This is a genomic window from Pelosinus sp. IPA-1, assembly GCF_030269905.1.
Lineage (GTDB): Bacteria > Bacillota > Negativicutes > DSM-13327 > DSM-13327 > Pelosinus.
This window is the reverse complement of record NZ_BSVC01000026.1, coordinates 1-3,067: the sequence shown is the minus strand read 5'-3', so window position 1 is coordinate 3,067 and position 3,067 is coordinate 1. Positions and strand designations below refer to the sequence as shown.

Genomic DNA, 3,067 nt, shown 5'->3' with positions numbered 1-3,067 from the left:
AAAGTAATAATTCTAATAGCAATATTAGGGTGATTACCGAGCATGTTAGGATTTTTTAAAAAACGTATGATCCTTTTAGGATTATACACCACTAATGATTGTTCATTTATGAGCAGTCGATTAGCAAGACAATAAGTCAAGCTAATAAGGGCATACGGTGGATGCCTTGGCGCCAAGAGCCGATGAAGGACGCGGTAAGCTGCGAAAAGTCATGGGGAGTCGCAAGCAGGCTTTGATCCATGAATCTCCGAATGGGGAAACCCAGCGATGGTAATGCATCGTTACCCATACCTGAGAGTATGAGGAGGGCACCTGGGGAACTGAAACATCTAAGTACCCAGAGGAAAAGTAATCAAGTGAGATTCCCTAAGTAGCGGCGAGCGAACGGGGAAGAGCCCAAACCGAGTCAGTTTACTGATTCGGGGTTGAGGACCGGCATAATTCGAGTCAGGCTTAGTCGAACTACCTGGAAAGGTAGACCATAGGGGGTAACAGTCCCGTAGACGAAAAGCAGAGCAAGATGGCCGAGTTCCAGAGTACCACGAGACACGTGAAACCTTGTGGGAAGCAGGGGGGACCACCCTCCAAGGCAAAATACTCCTTGGCGACCGATAGCGTATAGTACCGTGAGGGAAAGGTGAAAAGCACCCCGGGAGGGGAGTGAAAAAGAACCTGAAACCGTATGTCTACAAGCAGTTGAAGACCCTTATGTGGTCAACAGCGTGCCTATTGAAGAATGAACCGGCGAGTTACAGTAACTAGCGAGGTTAAGCAGAAAATGTGGAGCCGCAGCGAAAGCGAGTCTTAATAGGGCGAATAGTTAGTTGTTGTAGACCCGAAACCGCAGTGATCTATCCATGGCCAGGTTGAAGCGCAGGTAAAATTGCGTGGAGGACCGAACTCGTGAACGTTGAAAAGTTTTGAGATGAGTTGTGGATAGGGGTGAAATGCCAATCGAACGCGGAGATAGCTGGTTCTCCCCGAAATAGCTTTAGGGCTAGCCTCAAGAAATAAGTACAGACGGTAGAGCTCTGATTGGGCTAGGGGCCTTATAGGTTACCGAACTCTGTCAAACTGCGAATGGCTGTACTCGGACCTTGGGAGTCAGACTGCGAGTGATAAGACCCGTAGTCAAGAGGGAAACAGCCCAGACCATCAGCTAAGGTCCCAAATGCCGTACTAAGTGGCAAAGGATGTGGAACTTCAGAAACAACCAGGATGTTGGCTTAGAAGCAGCCACCATTTAAAGAGTGCGTAATAGCTCACTGGTCGAGAGGTTTTGCGCCGAAGATGTCCGGGGCTAAAGTACGGAACCGAAGCTATGGATTTGTAACTTTGTTACAAGTGGTAGGGGAGCGTTCTATACGCATCGAAGCAGTACCGTAAGGAGCTGTGGAGTATATAGAAGTGAGAATGCCGGTATGAGTAGCGAAAAGACAAGTGAGAATCTTGTCCACCGAAAGCCTAAGGTTTCCTGAGCAACGCTCGTCGTCTCAGGGTAAGTCGGGGCCTAAGCCGAGGCGTAAATGCGTAGGCGATGGACAACTGGCAAACATTCCAGTACCACCCACATCCGTTTGAGTGATGGAGTGACACAGAAGGGTAAGTAATCGCATGAATGGAAGAAATGCGTCTAAGCTTGTAGGGTGTTTAGTAGGCAAATCCGCTAAACGAATAGCCTGAGGAGTGACGGGGAGTTGCTAGCGATAGCGACGAACTTACTGATCCCACACTGTCAAGAAAAGCTTCTAGCGAGGCTGTGGGTGCCCGTACCGCAAACCGACACAGGTAGGCGGGGAGAGAATCCTAAGGTGCGCGGGAAAACCCTCGTTAAGGAACTCGGCAAAATGTCCCCGTAACTTCGGGAGAAGGGGAGCCCTTTTAGGTGATTACCCTTGCGGTATGAGCTAAAGAGGGTCGCAGAAAAGAGGCCCAAGCGACTGTTTACCACAAACACAGGTGCCTGCTAAAGCGAAAGCTGACGTATAGGTGCTGACACCTGCCCGGTGCTGGAAGGTTAAGGGGAGTGCTTAGAAGCAATTCGAAGGTGTGAACTGAAGCCCCAGTAAACGGCGGCCGTAACTATAACGGTCCTAAGGTAGCGAAATTCCTTGTCGGGTAAGTTCCGACCCGCACGAAAGGTGTAACGACTTGGGCACTGTCTCAACGAGGGACCCGGTGAAATTGAAATACCTGTGAAGATGCAGGTTACCCGCGACTGGACAGAAAGACCCCATGGAGCTTTACTGTAGCCTGACATTGAATTTTGGTAAATGATGTACAGGATAGGTGGGAGACTGCGAGACATGTACGCTAGTATGTGTGGAGTCATTGTTGGGATACCACCCTTTATTTACTGGAATTCTAACTTTAATAGTAACGACATTAAGGACAGTGTCAGGTGGGCAGTTTGACTGGGGCGGTCGCCTCCGAAAATGTAACGGAGGCGCTCAAAGGTTCCCTCAGCGCGGCCAGAAATCGCGCGAAGAGTGCAAAGGCAGAAGGGAGCTTGACTGCGAGACGTACAGGTCGAGCAGGGACGAAAGTCGGACTTAGTGATCCGGTGGTACCGCGTGGAAGGGCCATCGCTCAACGGATAAAAGCTACCCTGGGGATAACAGGCTAATCTCTCCCAAGAGTCCATATCGACGGGGAGGTTTGGCACCTCGATGTCGGCTCATCACATCCTGGGGCTGTAGTAGGTCCCAAGGGTTGGGCTGTTCGCCCATTAAAGTGGTACGTGAGCTGGGTTCAGAACGTCGTGAGACAGTTCGGTCCCTATCCATCGCGGGCGCAAGAGACTTGAAGGGAACTGCTCCTAGTACGAGAGGACCGGAGTGGACGAACCAATGGTGTACCAGTTATCCCGCCAGGGGTACAGCTGGGTAGCTACGTTCGGAAAGGATAAACGCTGAAAGCATCTAAGCGTGAAACCAGCCTTAAGATGAGGTCTCTCATAGCGTAAGCTAGTAAGTCCCCTTGTAGATGACAAGGTTGATAGGCCAGGTGTGTAAGTCCAGCAATGGATTCAGCTGACTGGTACTAATAGGACGAGGGCTTGACTTAA

Annotated in this window: 1 rRNA gene; it reads left to right on the top strand. The window is 50.3% G+C overall.

Going from position 1 to position 3,067, the window contains the following annotated elements:
• Positions 1–134 precede the first annotated feature (134 nt).
• Positions 135–3,066 (top strand): 23S ribosomal RNA (locus QSJ81_RS25610).
• Position 3,067 lies beyond the last annotated feature (1 nt).